This is a genomic window from Tsukamurella tyrosinosolvens (assembly GCF_900104775.1).
GTDB classification, from domain to species: Bacteria; Actinomycetota; Actinomycetes; order Mycobacteriales; family Mycobacteriaceae; genus Tsukamurella; species Tsukamurella tyrosinosolvens.
In genome coordinates this window covers 1,478,427-1,493,441 of sequence record NZ_FNSA01000003.1, presented here as the reverse complement: position 1 = coordinate 1,493,441, position 15,015 = coordinate 1,478,427, and the positions used below count along the sequence as shown (strand labels likewise).

General features: G+C 71.9%; 15 protein-coding genes. 10 read left to right on the top strand and 5 right to left on the bottom strand.

The features are described 5' to 3' along the window. Window positions 1–30: 30 nt before the first annotated feature. Window positions 31–1,257: a Fic family protein gene (locus tag BLW32_RS08780; protein ID WP_068526422.1), complete on the top strand. Its 1,227-nt coding sequence runs from the start codon at window positions 31–33 to the stop codon at window positions 1,255–1,257. Between the two features lie 58 nt (window positions 1,258–1,315). Here the strand turns inward: BLW32_RS08780 and BLW32_RS08775 are convergent, their stop codons facing one another. Together BLW32_RS08775 and BLW32_RS08770 are read right to left on the bottom strand one after the other, a co-directional pair. Further along, entirely contained in the window at window positions 1,316–2,734 is a 1,419-nt protein-coding gene (locus tag BLW32_RS08775; RefSeq protein ID WP_068742602.1) for an aldehyde dehydrogenase family protein, read from the bottom strand. A gap of 35 nt (window positions 2,735–2,769) precedes the next feature. Then, window positions 2,770–4,287: a GMC family oxidoreductase gene (locus tag BLW32_RS08770; RefSeq protein WP_068742603.1), complete on the bottom strand. Its 1,518-nt coding sequence runs from the start codon at window positions 4,285–4,287 to the stop codon at window positions 2,770–2,772. A 179-nt stretch (window positions 4,288–4,466) separates the two neighbouring features. Here BLW32_RS08770 and BLW32_RS08765 point away from each other — a divergent pair, with 179 nt between their 5' ends. Then, on the top strand, window positions 4,467–5,501 hold the full coding sequence (locus BLW32_RS08765; protein ID WP_068742604.1) for an AraC-like ligand-binding domain-containing protein: 1,035 nt from the start codon (window positions 4,467–4,469) through the stop codon (window positions 5,499–5,501). 6 nt (window positions 5,502–5,507) lie between these two features. Here the strand turns inward: BLW32_RS08765 and paaI are convergent, their stop codons facing one another. The 3 genes from paaI to BLW32_RS08750 all read right to left on the bottom strand — a co-directional run bounded on the left by paaI (window position 5,508) and on the right by BLW32_RS08750 (window position 8,677). Continuing rightward, the gene (paaI, locus tag BLW32_RS08760) at window positions 5,508–5,927 is read right to left on the bottom strand and encodes a hydroxyphenylacetyl-CoA thioesterase PaaI (protein WP_068742605.1); all 420 of its coding nucleotides are present in this window, start codon (window positions 5,925–5,927) and stop codon (window positions 5,508–5,510) included. Then, window positions 5,924–7,978 (bottom strand): phenylacetic acid degradation bifunctional protein PaaZ, encoded by a 2,055-nt coding sequence (paaZ, locus tag BLW32_RS08755; protein ID WP_068742606.1) that lies wholly within the window; start codon window positions 7,976–7,978, stop codon window positions 5,924–5,926. Before paaZ ends, paaI begins: the two co-directional genes overlap by 4 nt. 87 nt (window positions 7,979–8,065) lie before the next feature. Then, window positions 8,066–8,677 carry a TetR/AcrR family transcriptional regulator gene (locus BLW32_RS08750; RefSeq protein WP_068526416.1) on the bottom strand — a complete coding sequence of 204 codons (612 nt, stop codon included), beginning with the start codon at window positions 8,675–8,677 and terminating at the stop codon, window positions 8,066–8,068. Between the two features lie 97 nt (window positions 8,678–8,774). Here BLW32_RS08750 and BLW32_RS08745 point away from each other — a divergent pair, with 97 nt between their 5' ends. The 8 genes from BLW32_RS08745 (at window position 8,775) to paaE (ending at window position 15,009) form a co-directional block, all read left to right on the top strand. Next, window positions 8,775–9,533 carry an enoyl-CoA hydratase/isomerase family protein gene (locus tag BLW32_RS08745; RefSeq protein ID WP_068742607.1) on the top strand — a complete coding sequence of 253 codons (759 nt, stop codon included), beginning with the start codon at window positions 8,775–8,777 and terminating at the stop codon, window positions 9,531–9,533. Continuing rightward, a complete protein-coding gene (locus BLW32_RS08740) occupies window positions 9,530–10,381 on the top strand; it encodes a 3-hydroxyacyl-CoA dehydrogenase family protein (RefSeq protein WP_068742608.1) in 852 nt (283 codons plus the stop codon). Before BLW32_RS08745 ends, BLW32_RS08740 begins: the two co-directional genes overlap by 4 nt. 29 nt (window positions 10,382–10,410) lie before the next feature. Next, on the top strand, window positions 10,411–11,193 hold the full coding sequence (locus BLW32_RS08735; RefSeq protein WP_068742609.1) for an enoyl-CoA hydratase-related protein: 783 nt from the start codon (window positions 10,411–10,413) through the stop codon (window positions 11,191–11,193). A gap of 27 nt (window positions 11,194–11,220) precedes the next feature. Continuing rightward, entirely contained in the window at window positions 11,221–12,171 is a 951-nt protein-coding gene (gene paaA, locus BLW32_RS08730) for a 1,2-phenylacetyl-CoA epoxidase subunit PaaA (RefSeq protein WP_068526412.1), read from the top strand. Further along, complete coding sequence (paaB, locus tag BLW32_RS08725) at window positions 12,168–12,464, top strand: 1,2-phenylacetyl-CoA epoxidase subunit PaaB (RefSeq protein ID WP_068526411.1); 297 nt, start codon at window positions 12,168–12,170, stop codon at window positions 12,462–12,464. The genes paaA and paaB overlap by 4 nt, the downstream gene beginning before the upstream one ends. A 37-nt stretch (window positions 12,465–12,501) precedes the next feature. Next, window positions 12,502–13,419 (top strand): 1,2-phenylacetyl-CoA epoxidase subunit PaaC, encoded by a 918-nt coding sequence (gene paaC, locus BLW32_RS08720; protein WP_068526410.1) that lies wholly within the window; start codon window positions 12,502–12,504, stop codon window positions 13,417–13,419. Window positions 13,420–13,480: 61 nt separating this feature from the next. Then, window positions 13,481–13,930, top strand: coding sequence for a 1,2-phenylacetyl-CoA epoxidase subunit PaaD (gene paaD / locus BLW32_RS08715; protein WP_068742693.1), 450 nt, complete (start codon window positions 13,481–13,483; stop codon window positions 13,928–13,930). Next, the gene (paaE, locus tag BLW32_RS08710) at window positions 13,930–15,009 is read left to right on the top strand and encodes a 1,2-phenylacetyl-CoA epoxidase subunit PaaE (RefSeq protein WP_068526409.1); all 1,080 of its coding nucleotides are present in this window, start codon (window positions 13,930–13,932) and stop codon (window positions 15,007–15,009) included. The genes paaD and paaE overlap by 1 nt, the downstream gene beginning before the upstream one ends. Window positions 15,010–15,015 lie beyond the last annotated feature (6 nt).

The following is a 15,015-nucleotide window of genomic DNA, read 5'->3' as shown; positions in this document are numbered from 1 at the left end:
CCAGGCTTGCCACTTATCGGAGGGTGCATCGTGGCGTACCGCACGCTCAGATCGATATTTCACCAACGCGACACTTCCGGAGCGGATGCCGAGGAGGCATCGCGGAGGTCCTCACCCGCTGCGCTCTCGTGGGAGTTCCGCATCGGTGAACACGCGCTGTTCTGCTTGACGACGCCACGAATCACGGCTCTGGCCGAGCGGATCATGATGCTCGATGCGCGTGTGGCGGAGACCTGGACCGAACTCCTGCCGGTCGCCCGGAGCCACTACTTCTCCTCGATGATCATCGAGGAGATCCAGGCGACCAACGAGATCGAGAACGTCCACTCGACGCGCCGCGAGATCGCCGACGCCCTGGAGTCGCTGACGGATGAGCCGGCGGGCGATCGCCGGTTCCGGGAAATGGTCCGGCTCTACGCCGCGCTGGGCGACCGAAGCGTGTCGCCTCCCGATACCCTCGATGACGTCCGTCGCCTGTACGACGCGGTGACGCACGGCGAGATCGACCCGCGAGATGCGCCCGACGGTGCCCGGTTCCGAGCAGACATAGTCAGGATCACCTCGGGGCAGAAGGTGGTCCACACGGGTGTGGTGCCCGAGGCCGCGATCGACGCAGGTCTGACGGTCATGCTCGCCCAACGCCGCGACGACGAGGTCCCGCATCTCATCCGCGCGGCGATTGCGCACCTGATCTTCGAGGTCGTTCACCCCTTTTACGACGGCAACGGCAGAACCGGTCGATTCCTTCTGGCACTCGACCTCGCCGAGCGGCTCTCGCCGATCTCGTGGTTCGCGCTGTCCTCGACAATTTTCGATAACCGCGACCGGTACTACCAGGCGTTCGCCGATGTCGAACATCCGCTCAACCGCGCCGACGCGACGCCGTTCGTCGAGACCCTGTTGGAGATCGTCTCGGAGTCGCTGCACCGCGTCACGACCGACCTCGCCGACCGGAGGGCAGCGCTCGACGCACTGACCGACGCCGTGGGCGAGGCCGCGCCGGCCCACACGCCCGTCGACGACGACCACCGGGGAATCCTCTATGCGCTTGGGCAAGTGGCCTTGTTCGGGTACACCGGCGCCGTCACACTCGACGAGCTCACGGACGCCGGACCTCGTTCCAAACGCACCGTCAGGACGAAGACTCAGACCCTCGTTGATGCGGGGCTGGTCGAGATCGTCTCCCTGAGACCGCTGCGCTTCCGGCTCAGCACTGCAGGACGAAAGCTGTGCGCGATCGACGGCGAAACCGTGTAGTGCCGTGCTCGTAGGCCCGCCGTGGCCAGCGTGTTTCCGGCAGACCGGGCGCGAGCATTCAGGCCGATGGGGCGAACGAGCCCGCAGCGCCCTTGATCGCGACGGGCTGGGCGCATTCGAGCAGGCCCGCGCGCGCGAACTCGACGCCGTAACCCGACTGCTTGGCGCCGCCGAAGGGCACCCGCGGGTCGATGGCGCCGTGCTCGTTGATCCACACGGTGCCCGCGTCGAGCCGCAGGGCCACGTCGCGGGCGCGCGCAGGCGACGGGGTCCACACCGAGGCACCGAGACCGACGTTGAGGCCGTTCGCCCAGGCGATCGCCTCGTCGAGGCTCGAGTACCGGACGATCGGCAGTGCGGGCCCGAACTGCTCCTGAGCGACGAGCGGATTGTCGTTCGGCAGGTCCGCGACCAGCGTCGCCGGGTAGAAGTTGCCGGGCCCGTCGGCCGGGTCGCCGCCGATCAGTACCCGGCCGCCGCCCGCGCGCGCCTCGTCGACCAGACCCGCGACGATGTCGTACTGCTGGCGGTTCTGCAAGGGCCCCAGTACGTTCTGCTCGTCCAGCCCGACGCCCATCGGCATCTCGGCGGCGACCTTCGTCAGCTCGTCGCACACGGCGTCGTACAGCGAATCCGGCACGTACAGGCGCTTGAGCGCGGCGCACGTCTGGCCGGTGTTGATGAAGGCACCCCAGAACAGCCCCTCGGCGATCGCGGCGGGATCGGCGTCGTCGAGGACGATGCCGGCGTCGTTGCCGCCGAGCTCCACGGTGACCCGCTTCACGGAATCCGCCGAGGCGCGGATGATCGCCTTTCCCGTGACGGTGGAGCCGGTGAACATGAGCTTGTCGATACCTGGATGCGAGGACAGGGCCTCACCGACGCCGCGGCCGCCGGGGACCGCGACGAGCACGTCGGCGGGGAGCACGGTGTTCAGCACGTGCGCCAAGGCGAGCACGGAGAGCGGGGTGTACTCGCTGGGCTTGATCACGACGGTGTTCCCCATGCGCAGAGCGGGGGCGAGCTGCCAGATCGAGATCATCATCGGCCAGTTCCACGGGCCGATCGCACCGACGACGCCGAGCGGGCGGTGGTGGATCTCCGCGTAGGTCTCGCCGTCGTCGACCGCCACCTCGGGGTCGAGCGGCACGGCGAGCGTCGCACGGAGCCAGGTGGCGCAGGCCTCCAGCTCGAACCGGGCGTTGGGCCCGTTCAGCGGCTTCCCCTGTTCGCGCGACAACAGCACGGCGAGTTCCTCCGCGTGCGCCTCGACGGCGTCCGCGGCCGCGCTCAGCAGCGCCGCGCGCCCGGCGTCGCCCCGCGCGGCCCATCCCGGTTGGGCGGCACGGGCCGCAGCGACGGCGGCGTCGAGGTCGGCGACGCCGGGTTCCGCGACCCGGCCGACGGCCTCGCCGGTCGCCGGGTCGGTGATCGTACGTCCGCCGGTCGCGGGCTGGATGGCTTCGAGAATGGTCATGAGGGGCTCCGTTCGAGATGGTCGTCGGTGGGGTGTCACAGGCCGAGCAGGAGGTCGGTGGCCTTCTCGCCGACCATGATCGCGGGCGCGTTGGTGTTGCCGCGGGGCACGACGGGCATGATCGAGGCGTCGGCGATGCGGAGGCCGGCGACGCCGCGCACCCGCAGGGCGGGGTCGACGACGGAGTCGTCGGTGACGCCCATCGCGCAGGTACCGACCTGGTGGTGATAGGTGCCGGCGAGCCGCCGAACGAGCGCGCGCAGCGCGTCCCGGTCGGCCGGTTCGGACGACGGGACGTACTCGGTGGGCCGGAAGGCCGCGAAGGCGTCCTGTGCGCCGATCTCGCGGCACAGGATCACCGCATCGACGAGCGCCTCGACGTCGTAGTCGTCGGCGAGGATGTTGGGATCCACGAGCGGCGCGGCGGCGGGATCGGCGGATGCGATGCGCAGGGTGCCGCGCGATCGGGGCGCCACCAGACCCGGCGCGATCGTGTAGCCGTCGGCCGGGGCGTCGCCGCCGTCGGTCGGATACGGCAGGTGCAGGAAGAGCGGCTGCAGGTCGGGTGCCGCATCATCGGTCTGCTGCGAGTGCGCGAAGAGCTGGGCCTCGAGCAGGTTGTTCTGCCCGGGCACGAGCGCGTCCGCCGTCGCGTAGAGGTTCCCGACGAGGAGGTGATCGTGCAGGTTCTTGCCCACGCCGGGCAGGTCGACGAGCGTCTCGACACCGACCGCCGACAGGTCGGCGCGGTCGCCGATGCCCGAGAGCTGCAGGATCTTCGGCGATCCGATGGCGCCCGCGGAGAGGACGATCTCCGCGCTCGCCCGTGCGGTGCGCAGCTCACCGTCGGCGAGGTACTCGACCGCCACGGCGCGGCCGCCGTCGAGCACGATCCGGGTGACCAGAGCGCCGGTCGTGACCGTGAGCCGCGGGGAGTCGAGCACCGGCACTGCGAAGGCCTGCCACGCGCTGTGACGGCGACCGTCCTTGATCGTCGCGTGATTGAAGCCGACGCCCTCCATGAGTTCGCCGTTGAAGTCCTCCGTCGGCTTGTGGCCCACGGCGACCGCGGCGTCCACGAAGGCCTGCGCCGCGGGGTGCCGATCGCGGAGCACCGAGACGTGCAACGGGCCGCCCGCACCGTGCCAGGTGGACGCGCCGTCCTCGTGGTCCTCGCTGCGCTTGAACAACTCGAGGACGCTGCCCCAGCCCCAGCCCTCGTTCCCCGCGGCCTCCCAGGCGTCGTAGTCGTCGCGATGACCGCGGATGTAGATCATGCCGTTGAGCGAGCTCGACCCGCCCAGCACCTTGCCGCGCGGCCAGAACAGCGACCGCCCGGCGGCGTGCTCCTGCTCGGTGGTCATCACCGCCCAGTCGTTCGGGCCCTGCAGCAGCGCCGGCCACCCCTGCGGGCTGTGGATGTTCGGATCGGCGTCGACGGCCCCGGCCTCGATGACGTGCACCGAGTGCCCGGCGTCGACGAGACGCCGGGCCACGACGCTGCCGGCCGACCCGGCACCGATGACGATGTAATCGCTCTCCCCTGTGGGCATGTCCGCTCCTCGCTGTTGCATCCGGCCGACTCGGCCGACGGGTTCCAGCCTCGCGGCGCAGCGGGCGCCCGGCATTGGCGTGACCCGCACGCCGCTGTGCCCCACACGCGGAAACGTGATGCGCGTCACGCCCGAGGCCCGATCTGTGGTGACATGGAGGGACACGAAGGAGAAGGACGATGAGTTCAGGCGCGGTCGAGGTCTTCGACGCCGCCACCCTCGCGGCGCCGGACCGGTTCGACGCCTGGCAGGAAGCGGTGAACACGGCCTTCGTGCCGCTGCGCGCCGCGCCGCACCCCGACGGGACGTCCTCCCCCGTCCTCCCGTCGCCGCGCCGCGCCGCGCTCGACGGTGCCGGGTCCGCGTCCTCCTTCCGCGGGCTGGTGCGCAGCCAGGACCTCGGAGCGGCGGCGGCCACCGAGGTCGCGCGCGGCCCGGTGACGGTGTGGCGCGATCGCGGGACCATCGCCGATGCGGACCCGGGTGTGTACAAGCTGGGCGTGCAGTTGCAGGGGTACAGCGTGCTCACGCAGGACGGGCGCGAGGCGGCGCTGACGCCCGGCGATCTCGCGATCTACGACACCACCCGGGCCTACTCGCTCGACTTCGCCGACGATTTCAGCATGTTCGTGCTGCTCATCCCACGGGACCGGCTGGGGCTGACGCCGCGCCAGGTCGCCGGGCTGACGGCGCAGCGCATCTCCGGCCGGCACGGGCTGGGCGCGCTCGCCTCGTCGCTGCTCACCGGGCTCGGGCGGCAGCTGCGGACGGGCGGGGTGGATCCCGACCCGCGGGCGGTGCACGCGGTCCTGGAACTGGTGGACGCGACGCTGATGCGCCGCCTCGAGCCGGCGGAGGCGGTGCCGACGGCCGATGTGGTGTTCGCCGGCGCGACGGCGTACATCGACGCGCACCTGGGACTCCCCGGCCTCAGCGTGGAGGCCGTGGCCGCCGCGCAGCACGTCTCGGTGCGGTACCTGCAGCAACTGTTCGCGGAGCGCGGGTCGACGCCGAGTGCGTGGATCCGGCGCCGCCGGATGGACGCGGTGAGCGCGGCGCTGGCCGATCCCGCCCAAGCGGTGCGGCCCGTCGCGGCGATCGGCGCGCAGTGGGGCTTCCCCGACGCCTCGGGCTTCGCGCGGGCCTTCAAAGCGGCGACGGGGACGAGCCCGGGCGAGTACCGCGCCCGGCACCTCGGCCCCGCCGTCGGCTGATCGCCGTCAGGCGCCGGCCGGGATGGTGCGGCTGTCGCCGCGGAACTCGGCGATCACCTCGTCGCCGCGGCGCACGGTCACGTCGTACAGGCCGTTGCGCCCGAACCGCTCCCGCTCCACCGCGGTAGCGGTGAGCACGTCGCCGAGCCGGGTGGCGCGGAGGAACCGGACGTCCGCCCGCGCGGCGACGGCGGCGTCGCCCCGGGAGTTGCAGGCGAGGGCGAAGGTGGTGTCGGCGAGCAGAAAGACGTAGCCGCCGTGGGTGATCCCGTGGCCGTTGACCATCGTCTCGCCCACCGTCACCGTCGTGGTCGCGGTGCCGGGACGCAGGTCGACGATCTCGATGCCGAGAGCCCGGGAGGCGCTGTCGGCGGCGAACATCGACCGCGCCGGCTCACACTCCTCGATGCGCACCGACGCCGTCATCGCTCCTCGCCCCCGTCCCGCGTCTTGGCGACGAGGGTCAGTACGTCGTACGTGGCGACCGGCGCGCCGTCCTGGTTCGTGACCACGGCGTCCCAGCGCACCTCGCCGTAGTCGGCGCCGCTGCGCGGGGTGATCTGCTTGGCCGTGAGCGTCACGGTGAGGGCGTCGTCCGCGCGGACCGGGGTGAGGAAGCGGAGCGAGTCGACGCCGAAGTTCGCCAGGACCGGGCCCGGCGCGGGGTCGACGAACAGGCCGGCCGCCAGGGAGACCACGAGGTAGCCGTGCGCGACGATGCCGCCGAAGAGGGGGTTCGCCGCCGCCGCCTCGGGATCGGTGTGGGCGTAGAAGGTGTCGCCGGTGAAGTCCGCGAAGTGGCCGATGTCCGCGAGGGTGACGGTGCGCGGCCCGCCGACGATGGTATCGCCGAGCCGGAGTTCGGCCAGGGACTTGCGGAACGGGTGCTCGTCGCCCTCGGCGCGCGGTGCGCCGGCGACCCACTGGCCGGTCGCGGCCGCGAGCACCTCAGGAGTGCTCTGGATCGCGGTGCGCTGCATGTGATGCAGGACGCCGCGGATGCCGCCCAGCTCCTCGCCGCCGCCCGCGCGGCCGGGGCCGCCGTGCACCAGCACGGGCAGCGGGGAGCCGTGGCCGGTGGATTCGCGGGCGTCCTCGGCGTTGAGCACGAGCAGTCGGCCGTGGTACGGCGCGATCCCGAGCAGCACCTCCCGCGCGAGCCGCGGATCGGCCGTCACGAGGGAGGCGACGAGACTTCCCCCGCCGCGGGCGATCAGTTCGACGGCGTGGGCTGTGTCGCGGTAGCCGATGACGGTCGCCACCGGCCCGAAGGCCTCGATCCCGTGCACCTCGGGCGCCTCGGGGTCGGTGCTGCGCAGCAGCATCGGCGGTAGGTACGCGCCGGTCGCCGGGTCTCCGCCCACGACCGCGAGATCGTCGGGGTCGCCGACGACGAGTTCGGCTGCGCCGCGGAGCTTGTCGACGGCCGCGAGTACGTCGGTGCGCTGCGCCAGGGAGACAACGGGGCCCATGGTGACGCCCTCGGAGCCCGGAGCGCCGACGACCACGCGGTCCAGTCGCGCCCGCGCGGCCTCGATGACCGCCTCGACCATCGCCTCCGGCACGAGCGCGCGGCGGATGGCGGTGCATTTCTGCCCTGCCTTGACGGTCATCTCGGTCGTGAGCTGCTTGACGTAGAGCTCGAACTCGGGGGCGTCGGTCGTGACGTCCGCACCGAGGACGGAGGCGTTGAGCGAATCGGCCTCCGCGGTGAAGTGCACGCTGTTCGCCACGAGCGCGGGGTGTGCACGCAGCGTCGCCGCGGTGTGCGCGGAGCCGGTGAAGGCGACCGAGTCCTGTCCGCCCAGGGCGTCGAGGAGCGGCGCCGGATCGCCGCACAGCAGTTGCACGGATCCCTCGGGGAGCAGACCGGATTCGATGATCCGGCGGAAGACGAGCTCGGTGAGGTAGGCGGTCTGGGTCGCGGGCTTGACGATGGTCGGCACGCCGGCGATGAAGGCCGGGGCGAGCTTCTCGAGGAAGCCCCAGACGGGGAAGTTGTACGCGTTGATCTGCACGGCGACGCCGCGGCGCGACGTGTGGACGTGGCGCGCCAGGAAGGTGCCCTTCTTGCCGAGCTGCTCGACCGGCCCGTCGAGGTGGATCACGTCGTTGGGGAGCTCGCGCTTGGCCTTGCTCGCGTAGCTGAGCAGGGTCCCGAATCCGCCGTCGACGTCGACGCCCGAGTCGCGCTCGGTGGCGCCGGTGCGGGCCGACTCGGCGTAGAACTCCGCCTTACCCGCCATCAGGGTCAGGCCGAGTGCCTTGAGCGCTGCGGCCCGCTCGTGGAAGGTCAGCGCGGCGAGCGCGGGGCCGCCGGTCTCCCGGGCGTAGGCCGCCATCGCGGCGACGTCCAGCCCCGTCGACGAGACCCGCGCTACCTCGGCCCCGTCGACGGGGCTGATCACCGCCCGCCCCTCGTCGGTCGCCCGGTGCCACCGGCCGCACGCGTAGCTCTCCAGCATCCTGCTGTCCATGAAGCTGCTCCTTATTACCGTACATTCGGTCGGTAATAAGGTTCGCTCGGGACTGCCGCCCCTGTCAAGGGCGGTGGCCGATCGGGGTCAGTTCCGGCGCAGGCCGTCGAAGGCGATCGCCACGAGCGCGTCGGCGACCTCGCCGACGGGATGATCGGGCCGCGGGCGGTACCACTCGACCAGGGAGTTGACCATGCCGAACAGCAGCCTGCTCGTCACGGCCGGGTCGGCGTCCGCCCGGACGTCACCCTCCTCGACCGCGCCCGCCACCAGGTCCGCGATCACGGCGTCGAACTCACGACGCCGTGCCAGCGCCCGCCGCTCGACGTCCGAATTGCCGCGCACCCGCAGGAGAAGAGTCACGTACGGCAGCTCCGCGACCAGCACCTCGACGCTGCGGCGCAGCACGTACTCGAGGCGGTCCACCGACCTACCCGTGGTCGCGCCGGCCTCCGTCGTCACGGCGAACAATCCGCTCAGCGCACGGTTCAGCGCGAGGTCGAGCAGCTCCTCCTTGCCCGCGACGTGATGGTAGATCGAGGACTTCGTCAGCCCGAGGTTCTTCGCCAACACGTCCATGCTGGTCGCGTCGTATCCGCGCTCGTTGAACACGCGGACCGCGACCGCGAGCAGGGAGTCGAGGTCGTAACCGGGACGGCCGGGGGCACCGGTGCGCCGGCGGACGGGGGTGGCAGCCATTCCTGGATTGTCCCACCGTACGGGCGGGATCCCGCAACCCCTTGTTACCGACCGAACGATCGGTTAATATTTCGGCACCGACCGAAGAGGAATCGCCATGACCGACGCCCCTGCGGAATCCGCCCGCCACCTTCGTACCGTCAGCGTCCGCCGCGATGCGGACCGCTACGTGGTGACGCTCGATCGCCCCGCGGCGCGCAACGCCATCGACGCCGCGATGATCGCCGAGCTGCATACCGTCTGCGGCCTGATCGAGTCCGACCCCGCGCCCGTCCTGCTCACCGGCAAGGGCGAGCACTTCGCCGGCGGCGCCGACATCGGCGAGCTGCGGGATCGGCGCCGTGCCGAGGCGCTCGCCGGGATCAACCGGAACCTGTTCGACCGCATCGCCGCCCTCCCGCTGCCCACCGTGGCCGCGGTCAGCGGCTACGCCCTCGGGGGCGGCGCCGAACTGACCTACGCCTGCGACATCCGGATCGCGACCGAGACCGCCGTCTTCGGTAACCCCGAGCCCGGCCTCGGCATCCTCGCCGCCGCCGGTGCCACCTACCGCTTGCCCGCCCTGGTCGGGCAGTCGGTCGCCAAGCAAGTCCTCCTCGCCGGCCGCACGCTCGACGCCGCGACCGCGCTCCGGTGCGGCCTCGTCATGGACGTCGTCCCCGCCGGCGAGCACATCGACGCCGCGCACCGGGCCATCGACCGGATCACCGCCTCGTCCGCGCTCGCGCTGCGCCTGACCAAGTCGATCGTCGACGGCACCGGGCGCGTCGAGGACATCGCCCAGGCGGTGCTCTTCGAGACCGCCGACAAGCACGACCGCATGACCGCCTTCCTGGAGAAGAGGAGCCGCCGATGAGCACAGCACCGTCGACCGTGGGAGTCGTCGGCGGAGGCCGGATGGGCGCGGGCATCGCGCAGGTCTTCGCGACGCTCGGCGCCACCGTCGTCCTGGCCGAGAGCGGCGACCGGGAGGCCGCACGCGAGCGCGTGATCAACGGCCTGCAGCGCGCCGCCGAGCGCGACAAGCTCGGCGGACGCACGCCCGACGAGGTCGCCGCTCGGCTCACCGTGGTCGCCGACATCGAGGACCTGCCCGCCGCCGCGGACGTGGTGATCGAGGCCGTGCCCGAGGTCGTCGACCTCAAGCTCGACGTGCTGCACCGCGTCGAGGGCGCCGTCGGCCCGCAGTGCGTGATCGCGAGCAACACCAGCTCGCTGTCCATCGCCGTCCTCGCGGCCGCTCTGGACGCGCCGCGCCGCCTCGTGGGCATGCACTTCTTCAACCCCGTGCCGGCCTCGACGCTCGTCGAGATCATCCGCACCCCGGACACCGACGACGCCGTGGTGGACCGCGTGCGCGGTTGGGTGGAGCTGTTGGGCAAGCAGGAGGTGCTGGTCAACGACTCCCCCGGGTTCGCCACCAGCCGCCTCGGCGTGTGCCTCGGTCTCGAGGCGATCCGCATGCTCGAGGAGGGCGTGGCCGACGCCGAATCGATCGACCGCGCGATGGAGCTCGGCTACCGCCACCCCATGGGTCCGCTCCGGTCCACCGACCTCGTCGGCCTCGACGTCCGGCTCGCGATCGCCGAGCACCTCGCCTCGACGCTGGGTGAGCGGTTCGCGCCGCCGCAACTGTTGCGCGACAAGGTCGCGAACGGCGAGCTCGGCCGCAAGACCGGCCGCGGCTTCCACACCTGGTCCTGACCCGCCGACATCGATCCGAGGAGAACCCCATGGATTCCGCCACCCTCACCGTCGCCGACGGCCTCGCCGTCCTCACGCTGAACCGCCCCGAGGCCGCCAACGCACTCGACCTCGCGCTGAAGACCGCGCTGCTCGACGGCCTGCGCGCGATCGCCGCGGACGACACGGTCCGCGCCGTGCTGATCCGCGCCGAGGGCCGCAACTTCTGCGTGGGCCAGGATCTCGGTGAGCACGCGCACGCGCTGACCCGCTCGCCCGAGCGCGCCATGGACACCGTCGCCGAGCACTACAACCCCCTGATCTCCGGCATCGCCGCGCTCGAGGTCCCCGTGGTCGCCGCGGTCCAGGGCGCCTGTGTCGGTGCCGGACTCGGCCTCGCGCTCGCTGCCGACGTGGTCGTGGCCGCCGAGAGCGCGAGCTTCGCGACGGCCTTCACCGCCATCGGACTGGCCTCCGACTCCGGCCTCACCCGCACGCTCGTCGACGCCATCGGCGCGGTCCGCACGCGGGCGTTCCTCCTGCTCGGCACCAAGATCTCCGCCGCGCAGGCCCTCGACTGGGGCCTCATCGCGCAGGTCGCCGCCGACGACGAGGCCGCCGCCTCCGCCGAGGCCGTCGCGCGCAGGCTCGCCGCCGGACCCACCGCGGCGTTCGCAGCCGTGAAGTCACTCGTCGCCGCCTCGCTCCCGCCGCTCGACGAGGCGCTCGAGCGCGAGCGCGCCGGAGCGGTTCCCCTCGCCGCCACCGCCGATCACACGGGCGCGGTCGAAGCATTCCTCGCCAAGCGCCGGCCCGCGTTCACCGGTCGCTGACCACCAGCCGTACGGAAGGCACAGCCCATGACAGAGACCACCGCCGACCTCGAGACCGAGTTCGACCGCATCGTCCAGTCCGACCAACGCATCGAGCCGCGCGACTGGATGCCGGACGGGTACCGCAAGACCCTGATCCGGCAGATCGCCCAACACGCGCACTCCGAGATCATCGGCATGCAGCCGGAGGGCAACTGGCTCACCCGCGCGCCGTCGCTGCGCCGCAAGGCCATCCTCATGGCGAAGGTGCAGGACGAGGCCGGCCACGGGCTCTACCTGTACTCCGCGACGGAGACGCTCGGCGTCGACCGCGCGGAGCTCACGGAGAACCTCATCGAGGGCCGCCAGAAGTACTCGTCGATCTTCAACTACCCCACTCTCTCCTACGCGGACGTCGGCGTGATCGGGTGGCTGGTCGACGGTGCCGCCATCTGCAACCAGGTGCCGCTGTGCCGCAGCTCCTACGGCCCGTACGGGCGCGCGATGATCCGGGTGTGCAAGGAGGAGTCCTTCCACCAGCGCCAGGGTTTCGAGATGCTGATGACGATGATGTCCGGCACGCAGGCGCAGCGGGACATGGTGCAGGAGTCCGTGAACCGCTGGTGGTGGCCCGCGCTCATGATGTTCGGGCCGCCGGACGATCGCTCGCCGAACTCGGCGCAGTCGATGGCATGGCGGATCAAGCGGCACACCAACGACGAGCTGCGCCAGCGCTTCGTCGACATGTCGGTGCCGCAGGCGGAGGTCCTGGGGGTGACCTTCCCGGACCCCGACCTGGCGTGGAACGCCGATCGCGGCGCGTACGACTTCGGCGAGCCCGACTGGGACGAGTTCATGCAGGTGGTCAAGGGCAACGGCGCGACCAGCGTCGAGCGGATCGCGAACCGTCGCGCCGCGCACGAGAACGGCGCCTGGGTGCGGGCCGCCGCCGGCGCCTTCGCCGCCCGCACCGCAGCATCGGAGAAGGAGTGGACATGACCGAACAGACCCGCATCGAATGGCCCCTGTACGAGGTCTTCCTGCGCGGCAAGCGCGGACTCAACCACGTGCACGTCGGATCCCTGCACGCCGCGGACGCCGAGATGGCACTGCGCAACGCCCGCGACGTGTACACCCGCCGCAACGAGGGCGTGAGCATCTGGGTGGTGCGGTCGACGGACGTCGTCGCCTCCAGCCCGTCCGAGAAGGACCCGTTCTTCGCGCCGAGCGGCGACAAGGTCTACCGCCACCCGACCTTCTACGACATCCCCGAGTCCGTCCCGCACATGTGACCACCCCTCGCTCAGCCCGCGAACAGGAATGACAGCCATGATCGATCACGACAACGCCTACGAGGGCCTCGTCGACTCGGACTCCCACGGCCAGTGGGCCTTCGGCACCAGCTTCGACGAGCCCCTCGCCGGGGTGGACACGACGATGCCGGACGGCGCGGACCCGCACGCCCTCGCCGTCTACTGCCTGATGCTCGGCGACGACGCGCTGATCGCCGCCCAGCGCCTCGCGGAATGGAGCACCCGCGCACCCGAACTCGAGGAGGAGGTCGCGCTCGCCAACGTCGGCCTCGACCTCATCGGGCAGGCCCGGCTGCTGCTCGCCCGCGCGGCGGCCGCCGACCCCACCGTGGTGCCGCACGTCTCGGACACCTCGCCCGTGCCCGCCGAGGACGCCCTGGCCTTCTTCCGCGACGATGCGGCGTTCCGCAACGTCCGGCTCGTCGAGCTCGACAACGGCGACTTCGCCGTCTCGATGGTGCGGCTGCTGGTGTTCGCGACCGCCCGCCTGGCGCTGTTCGACCGCCTGCGGGAGTCCCGCGACCCGGTGCTCGCCGCGGTGGCGGCCAAGGGCGTCAAGGAGATCACCTACCACCGCGACTACGCCGCGCGCTGGGTGGTCACCCTCGCCCAGGGCACCGACGAGTCGCGGCGACGGACCGAGGCGGCGATCGCCCGCGTGTGGCCGTACGTCCCCGAGCTGTTCGAGCCGTCGACCGAGGAACTCGCGCTCGCCGCATCCGGCATCGGCGTGGACCCGAGCGGGCTGCGCCCGGAGTTCGACGCGGTCATGGACCTCACCTTCGGCGCCGCGGGCCTCCCGATCCCCGACGCGCCGGGCGTGGCCCGCGTCGGCGGGCGGGCCGGGCGCCAGGGGCTGCACACCGAGGAGCTCAGCCGCATCCTCGCCGAGATGCAGTCCGTCGCCCGCGCCCACCCCGAAGGGACGTGGTGACGTGCACGCCACCGCGACCCGCACCGCGCTCGCCGTCGTCGGCGCCGTCCTCGACCCCGAGATGCCGCAGGTCACCCTCGCGGACCTCGGCATCGTCCGCGACGTCTCCGAGGCCGCCGACGGCGCAGTGACCGTGACGATCACCCCCACCTACTCGGGCTGCCCGGCGATGGGCACGATCCGCGCCGACATCGAGAGCGCGCTCCGTGCAGCCGGTTTCGGCGAGATCACCATCGAGACCGCGCTGTCCCCCGCGTGGACCACCGACTGGATCACCGACGCGGGCCGCGCGAAGCTGCGCGCCGCCGGGTACTCGACGCCGGGTCCCGCGCCGCGGCGCGCCGACGGCCCGGTCCCGCTGACCCTGCAGCCCGCGCCCCGCCGGATCGCGTGCCCCGCGTGCCGCTCCACCGCTACCCGGCTCGACTCCGAGTTCAGCGCGACGCCGTGCAAGGCGCTCTACCGCTGCCTCGACTGCCGCGAGCCCTTCGACCACGTCAAGGAGATCTGATGACCGCCACCGCCACTCGCGGCCGCGCCTTTCACACGCTCACCGTCGCCGACGTCGAGTCGCTGTGCGACGACGCGGTCGCCGTCACCTTCGACGTCCCGCCCGCTCTCGCCGACGAGTTCGCCTTCGCCGCCGGGCAGTCGCTCACGCTGCGCCGCACCGTCGACGGCGTCGAGCACCGCCGCTCCTACTCGATCTGCGCACCGGTCGGAGAGCGTCCGCGGGTCGGCGTCCGCGAGGTCACCGACGGCCTGTTCTCCTCCTGGCTGGTCCACCGGGTCCGCCCGGGCGACACCATCGAGGTCCAGGGCCCCACGGGGACCTTCGCGGCCGACCCCGACGCGGGCGGCGTGCACGTGCTCATCGCGGCCGGTTCCGGCATCACCCCGATGCTGTCCATCGCCGGCACCGTGCTCGCCAATCCCGCTGCCCGCGTGATCCTCATCTACGGAAACCGGCGCACCCGCTCGGTGATGTTCGCCGACGAGATCGCCGACCTCAAGGACCGGTACCACGACCGGCTCGACGTGATCCACGTCCTCTCCCGCGAGCCGCGCGACGTCGAGCTGTTCACCGGCCGCGTCGATGCCGAACGCCTGCGGGAACTGCTGCGCACCGTCGTTCCCACCGCCGACGTCGACCACTTCTGGCTCTGCGGCCCGCACGGCATGGTGACCGATTCGGAGACGGTCCTCGCCGAACTCGGGGTCGCCCGCAGCGCGATCCACCGCGAGCTCTTCTACGTCGACGACGGCACCCCGCCGCCGCAGGAGCGGCACCGCGAGCCCGGCGTCACGGGGCCGAGCAGCGCGGTCACCGTCGTCCTCGACGGACGGAGCGCGACCGGCACCATCGCGCAGGACGACACCCTGCTCGACGGTGCCGAGAACTTCCGGCCCGACCTGCCCTTCGCGTGCAAGGGCGGCGTGTGCGGCACGTGCCGCGCGAAGGTGCTGTGCGGCACCGTCGACATGCGCCGCAACTACGCGCTCGAGGACGACGAGGTGGCCGCCGGCTTCGTCCTCACCTGCCAGACCTACCCGACCAGCGATGACGTCACCGTCGACTTCGACGCCTGACCCCGC

Coding starts and splice junctions, on each gene's coding strand:
- BLW32_RS08775 (WP_068742602.1), bottom strand. CDS start 2,734: ATGACCATTCTCGAAGCCATCCAGCCCGCGACCGGCGGACGTACGATC.
- BLW32_RS08770 (WP_068742603.1), bottom strand. CDS start 4,287: ATGCCCACAGGGGAGAGCGATTACATCGTCATCGGTGCCGGGTCGGCC.
- BLW32_RS08765 (WP_068742604.1), top strand. CDS start 4,467: ATGAGTTCAGGCGCGGTCGAGGTCTTCGACGCCGCCACCCTCGCGGCG.
- paaI (WP_068742605.1), bottom strand. CDS start 5,927: ATGACGGCGTCGGTGCGCATCGAGGAGTGTGAGCCGGCGCGGTCGATG.
- paaZ (WP_068742606.1), bottom strand. CDS start 7,978: ATGGACAGCAGGATGCTGGAGAGCTACGCGTGCGGCCGGTGGCACCGG.
- BLW32_RS08750 (WP_068526416.1), bottom strand. CDS start 8,677: ATGGCTGCCACCCCCGTCCGCCGGCGCACCGGTGCCCCCGGCCGTCCC.
- BLW32_RS08745 (WP_068742607.1), top strand. CDS start 8,775: ATGACCGACGCCCCTGCGGAATCCGCCCGCCACCTTCGTACCGTCAGC.
- BLW32_RS08740 (WP_068742608.1), top strand. CDS start 9,530: ATGAGCACAGCACCGTCGACCGTGGGAGTCGTCGGCGGAGGCCGGATG.
- BLW32_RS08735 (WP_068742609.1), top strand. CDS start 10,411: ATGGATTCCGCCACCCTCACCGTCGCCGACGGCCTCGCCGTCCTCACG.
- paaA (WP_068526412.1), top strand. CDS start 11,221: ATGACAGAGACCACCGCCGACCTCGAGACCGAGTTCGACCGCATCGTC.
- paaB (WP_068526411.1), top strand. CDS start 12,168: ATGACCGAACAGACCCGCATCGAATGGCCCCTGTACGAGGTCTTCCTG.
- paaC (WP_068526410.1), top strand. CDS start 12,502: ATGATCGATCACGACAACGCCTACGAGGGCCTCGTCGACTCGGACTCC.
- paaD (WP_068742693.1), top strand. CDS start 13,481: ATGCCGCAGGTCACCCTCGCGGACCTCGGCATCGTCCGCGACGTCTCC.
- paaE (WP_068526409.1), top strand. CDS start 13,930: ATGACCGCCACCGCCACTCGCGGCCGCGCCTTTCACACGCTCACCGTC.